The sequence below is a fragment of the Pseudomonas sp. genome, from assembly GCF_037994325.1.
Classification (GTDB): Bacteria; Pseudomonadota; Gammaproteobacteria; order Pseudomonadales; family Pseudomonadaceae; genus Aquipseudomonas.
Genome location: NZ_JBBNAH010000343.1, coordinates 1 through 5495 on the forward strand (window position 1 = coordinate 1; position 5495 = coordinate 5495).

Sequence of the window (5495 nt, forward strand, 5' to 3'; positions counted from 1 at the left end):
GTGCTCCCCTCTCCCGCTTGCGGGAGAGGGGCCGGGGGTGAGGGTTGCGTCTGACGCCACTAAGAGCCCCTCACCCCAACCCTCTCCCGCAAGCGGGCGAGGGAGCCAATTGGCATTGGTTTCGCCAGTTGTATTGGACCTCGGCAGCAACGACACCCGCCTGGTCGCCCGCCTCTCCGGCGACACCCACCTGCTGGTGGAAATCGGCGCCCCCGAGCTCGACCTGGTACTGCGCTTCCGTGGCCATGCGCTGATGCAGGCGCTGGAGGCGAAAAACCTTAACGGCGTCATCGACCTCACCCCCGGCATCCGTTCCCTGCAAGTGCACTACCAGCCGGAAACCCTCAGCCTCGATGACCTGCTGGGCATCATCGCCGGCGAGTGGGACGCCGTGTGCGCCGCGCAAAACCTCGAAGTGCCTTCGCGCATCGTCCATCTGCCGCTGTCCTGGGATGACCCGGCCTGCCAATTGGCCATCGAAAAGTACATGACCACCGTGCGCAAAGACGCGCCCTGGTGCCCGAGCAACCTGGAATTTATCCGCCGCATTAACGACCTGCCCAATCTCGACGAGGTGTACCGCACCGTGTTCGAGGCCAGCTACTTGGTAATGGGCCTGGGCGACGTATACCTCGGCGCCCCCGTGGCCACGCCGCTGGACCCACGCCATCGCCTAGTCACCACCAAATACAACCCGGCGCGCACCTGGACCGCAGAAAACTCGGTGGGTATCGGCGGCGCCTATATGTGCGTGTACGGCATGGAAGGCCCAGGCGGTTACCAGTTCGTCGGTCGTACCTTGCAGATGTGGAACCGCTACCGCGAAGTGGCCGCGTTCGACGGCAAACCCTGGCTGCTGCGCTTCTTCGACCAGATTCGCTTCTACCCGGTAAGCGCCGAAGAACTGCTGCAAATCCGCAAAGATTTTCCCCTGGGCCGCTACCCGCTGCGCATCGAACACAGCGTGCTCAACCTCGCCGACTACCAAGCGTTTCTGGCCAAAGAAGCCGACACCATCGGCGCCTTCCGCAGCCAGCAACAAGCCGCCTTTAACGCCGAGCGTGAACGCTGGATCGCCAGCGGCCAAGCGCACTTTGACAGCGAAGAAGCCGTAGTCGAGCTCGGTGAAGATGCGCCGCTCAGCGCCGGCCAACACAGCATTGAAAGCCACATCGCCGGCAACCTCTGGCAGGTACAGGTGGAGGCTGGCCACAGCGTCAAGGCTGGCGATGTGCTGGTGATTCTGGAGTCGATGAAAATGGAAATTCCGCTGCTGGCGCCACGCGATGGGGTGGTGAAAGAAGTGCGCGTGCAGCCGGGGTCAGCCGTAAGGGCCGGCCAGCGGGTAGTCGTGCTGGAAGAACACTGATCAGTAGGGTGTGCTGTGCGCACCACCCCGTACACCGATATAAGGCCTGGTGCGCACAGCGCACCCTACGGGTCGTTTGCACATAAGGAACCGCTATGAACCACGCCTTTGACCTACGCCTAACCCCCTTAAAGGCCGCCTACCTGGCCGGCACCACCACCCCGCGCCAACTGATCGGCGCGCTACGGGAACAGGCCGCCGCGCTTAATCCCGAATTTAATCTGTTTATCCACCTGCTTAGCGCGGAAGAACTGGAACCCTACCTCGCCGCGCTGGATGGCAAAAGCGCCGACAGCCTGCCGCTGTTTGGGGTGCCGTTTGCGATCAAGGACAATATCGACCTGGCCGGCATTGCCACCACGGCCGCCTGCCCGGCCTATGCCTATACGCCAAGTGAATCGGCGACCTTGGTAAAACAGCTGCTGTCCTTGGGCGCCATTCCGCTGGGCAAAACCAACCTCGACCAGTTCGCCACCGGCCTTAACGGCACCCGCTCGCCCTACGGCCCGTGCCGCAACAGCGTGCACCCGGACTACCCGTCGGGCGGCTCCAGCGCCGGTTCGTCCCTGGCCGTAGCGCTGGGCCTGGCCAGCTTCGCCCTGGGCACCGACACTGCGGGCTCCGGTCGCGTACCGGCCGCGCTGAATAACCTGGTGGGCCTGAAAGCCACCAAAGGGCTGCTCTCCACTGCCGGCGTAATCCCGGCCTGCCGCACCCTGGATTGCGTCACCTACTTCACCGCCAGCGCCCGCGAGGCCAGCCACTTGTTAGGTCTGACTGCTGGCCTTGACCCAGCCGACGCCTACAGCCGCAAGAACCCGCTGTGGAACGACGCCAGCGCCTTTGGCGTACCGCGCCAAGGCTTTCGTTTTGGCGTGCCGAAGCAACTTGAATTCTTGGGTTGTGCGGAAAGCCCAGCGTTGTTCGCCGCCACCATCAAACACTTGGAAGCCTTGGGTGGCGTGGCCGTGGAGCTGGACTTCGAACCTTTCGCCGAAGCCGCACGCCTGCTCTATGAAGGCCCGTGGGTGGCCGAGCGTTATAGCGTGGCCGGTGAACTGATCGAAGCGCAGCCCGATGCGGTGCTGCCGGTGATCCACGCCGTATTGTCAAAAGCGCCGGGCACTACCGCTGTTGAACTGTTCCGCGCCCAATACCGTCTGCAAGAACTCAAAGCCATCTGCGACCGCGCCATGGCCGAGCTCGACTGCGTGCTCACCCCCGCCTACCCACGCCCAGTGACCCTGGCTGAGTTGGCCGCCGAGCCGGTGAAACGCAACTCCGACCTGGGCTACTACACCAACTTTATGAACATGCTCGACTACGCCGCCGTGGCCGTACCGGCCGGGTTTATGGCCAACGGTTTGCCCTGGGGCGTGACCTTGTTTGGTCGGCCATTCACCGACCAATACCTGCTGAGCGTGGCCGAAGGGCTGCAATGCGAAACCGATTTGCCATTGGCCGGCGAACGCAGCCTGAGCATCACTGCACCGGCCAGCGTGGCCCGCCATGACTTGGCCCGTGTGGTGGTGTGCGGCGCGCACCTAGACGGTCTGCCGCTCAACTGGCAGCTCAAACAACGCGGCGGGCGCTTGCTGCAAGCCACGCAGAGCTCGGCCGACTACCAGCTGTGGGCGCTAGCCGGCGGCCCGCCCTTGCGCCCGGGCATGATGCGCGTGGCCGAAGGCGGCGTGGCGATTGAGGTAGAAGTATGGGAATTGCCGAGCAGCGAGCTGGGCTCGTTTCTCACCGGCATTGCCGCGCCGCTGGGGCTGGGCAAAGTGCAATTGGCCGATGGCAGTTGGGAGAGCGGGTTTATCTGTGAGCCCTATGGGTTGGCGGGCGCCACCGATATCAGCCACTTTGGCGGCTGGCGGGCGTACTTGCGCAGCAAAAGCTAACGCGTACCCCGCTACATCGCTTGGTGCGCACACCGCCCCCCCTACGACGCGCCGCCGTCCCGTAGGGTGTGCTGTGCGCACCATTTCGCCGTTCTAGCTGACGCCACGCCCCCGCCGAGCTAGCATGACGCATCCCGTCAGAGCCCTCCTGTTGCCATGCCGTTACGCCCAACAAAAAATGCCCAACGCTATCTGGTTCTGGCCTTGCTCCTGCTGCTGGGCAGCGGCTTTCTCGCCACTTCACTGGTCAGCTATTACGCCTCCATTGCGTCGATCCGCAGCAGTATTGTCGACACCGAACTGCCGCTGACCTCTGACAATGTCTATTCGGAAATCCAGAAAGACCTGGTCCGCCCCATCCTTATTTCCTCGATGATGAGCCGCGACACGTTTGTGCGTGACTGGGTGCTCAGCGGTGAGCAGGACGTCGACCAAGTCACCCGCTACCTGGCCGAAGTGCAGGGCCATTACGGCGCCTTCACCAGTTTTTTTATCTCGGAAAAAACCCGTCGCTACTACCAGGCCAAAGGCTTGCTCAAGACGGTAAGCGAAACCGAGCCGCGGGATGTCTGGTACTTCCGCGTGCGCGATATGCACGCGCCGTACGAGATCAACGTGGATGTCGATATGGCCAACCAGGATCGCCTGACCTTCTTCATCAACTACAAGGTCACCGACTACAACGGCAATTTTATCGGTGCCACGGGTGTAGGCCTGACCGTAGATGCCGTGGTCAAGCTGATCGACACCTATCAACAGCGCTACGATCGCAGCGTTTACTTTGTCGATACCCACGGCAAAATCGTGCTGACCGGCGCCACCGGCGGGCCGCTGGGCGCCAAGGTCGGCCAGTCGCTAAAGGACGTACCCGGGCTGGATGAGTTGCAAGACAAGCTGCCAAAACCCCAGAGCGGCACCTTCGACTATCAAGAACATGGCCGTGGCCACTTCCTCAACGTGCGCTATATCCCCGAGCTGAACTGGTACCTGTTTGTTGATAAACACGAAAACGGCGCCCTGGCGGCCATCCGTAAAACCCTGTACTTGAACCTGTTGATTTGCCTGGTGGTGACCGGCCTGGTGCTGTTTTTGGTCAACTTCGTGTTGCACCGCTACCAAGCGCGCATCGCCGCCCTGGCCACCACCGATACGCTGACCGGCCTGCCCAACCGCCGTGGCTTTGACATCCTCGCCAACCAGGCCTTGCAAGAAGCCCTGCGCGAGCAGAAACCACTGGCCACGCTGATGATCGACCTGGACAACTTCAAGGTCCTTAACGACACCCACGGCCACCTGGCCGGCGACGAAGTGCTGCGTGGTTTTGCCCGCAACCTGCGCGGCTGCCTGCGCCAGGCCGATATCCTCTGCCGCTGGGGCGGTGAAGAATTTATCGTGCTGCTCAAAGACACCGACCCCGCCGCCGCCCAACACCTGGCGGAAAAAATCCGTCTGCTGGCCGAACAAAGCCGCTACCCCGTCGGCGATGTCGTGCTGGAAGTAAACACCAGCATCGGCCTCACCGAACTGGCCCCCGGCGACACCCTGCACAGCCTGCTAAACCGTGCCGACCGCGCCCTGTACCGCGCCAAGCAATCGGGCCGTAACCGCGTGTGCGTGGAGCCTGGGTATGGCAGCTGAGGCCGCTCATTGCCCGTTGTGCGGGCAGTTGAACCAGTGCACCCAGGCTGACCCGGCGAGCAAGGGCGACGATTGCTGGTGTTTTACTACGCCGATCTCGGCCGAGGCCCTGGCGCGCTTGAGTGAAGAGCAGATTGATAAAAGCTGCTTGTGTCCAAACTGCGCCAAGGGGCTCGACGCCCTAGCGCCGCAATCGACAGCGCCATAGCCCCATGCGCCTCGACCGGCTGCTTGCCAACCTCCCCGCCGCCAATCGCTTCGACGCCCGCCTGCAACTGGCGGCTGGCCGGGTGAAAGTGGATGGCGTGGTGGTATGCGATGGCCTGCTGGATGTTCGCGAATTCCAACGCGTCGAGCTGGACGAGCAGGTGCTCCAGGCTGGCAAACCGGCGCTGTACTTTATGCTGCACAAACCCGCCGGCTACGTCAGCGCCACCGAGCATAACGAGCACCCCACCGTGCTCGACCTGTTACCGGAAGCTCGCGAACACACCCTGCACCTGGCCGGCCGCCTCGACCTGACCACCACCGGGCTACTGCTGCTGACCAACGATGGGCAGTGGTCGCGGCGCGTCACCCAACCGACC

At 62.9% G+C, this 5495-nt stretch carries 5 protein-coding genes; all 5 read left to right on the forward strand.

The window, feature by feature from the left end:
- Positions 1 to 1369: carboxyltransferase domain-containing protein (locus tag AAAB16_RS11535; RefSeq protein ID WP_340663438.1), on the forward strand; the 1369-nt coding region annotated here is incomplete at its 5' end.
- A 95-nt stretch (positions 1370 to 1464) separates the two neighbouring features.
- Positions 1465 to 3270, forward strand: coding sequence for an allophanate hydrolase (gene atzF / locus AAAB16_RS11540; protein WP_340663439.1), 1806 nt, complete (start codon positions 1465 to 1467; stop codon positions 3268 to 3270).
- Positions 3271 to 3426: 156 nt separating this feature from the next.
- A complete protein-coding gene (locus tag AAAB16_RS11545) occupies positions 3427 to 4908 on the forward strand; it encodes a sensor domain-containing diguanylate cyclase (protein ID WP_340663440.1) in 1482 nt (493 codons plus the stop codon).
- Complete coding sequence (locus tag AAAB16_RS11550) at positions 4898 to 5116, forward strand: cysteine-rich CWC family protein (RefSeq protein WP_340663441.1); 219 nt, start codon at positions 4898 to 4900, stop codon at positions 5114 to 5116. The genes AAAB16_RS11545 and AAAB16_RS11550 overlap by 11 nt, the downstream gene beginning before the upstream one ends.
- Positions 5117 to 5120: 4 nt before the next feature.
- Positions 5121 to 5495 (forward strand): pseudouridine synthase (locus tag AAAB16_RS11555; RefSeq protein ID WP_340663442.1); only part of this gene is annotated, 375 nt, incomplete at its 3' end.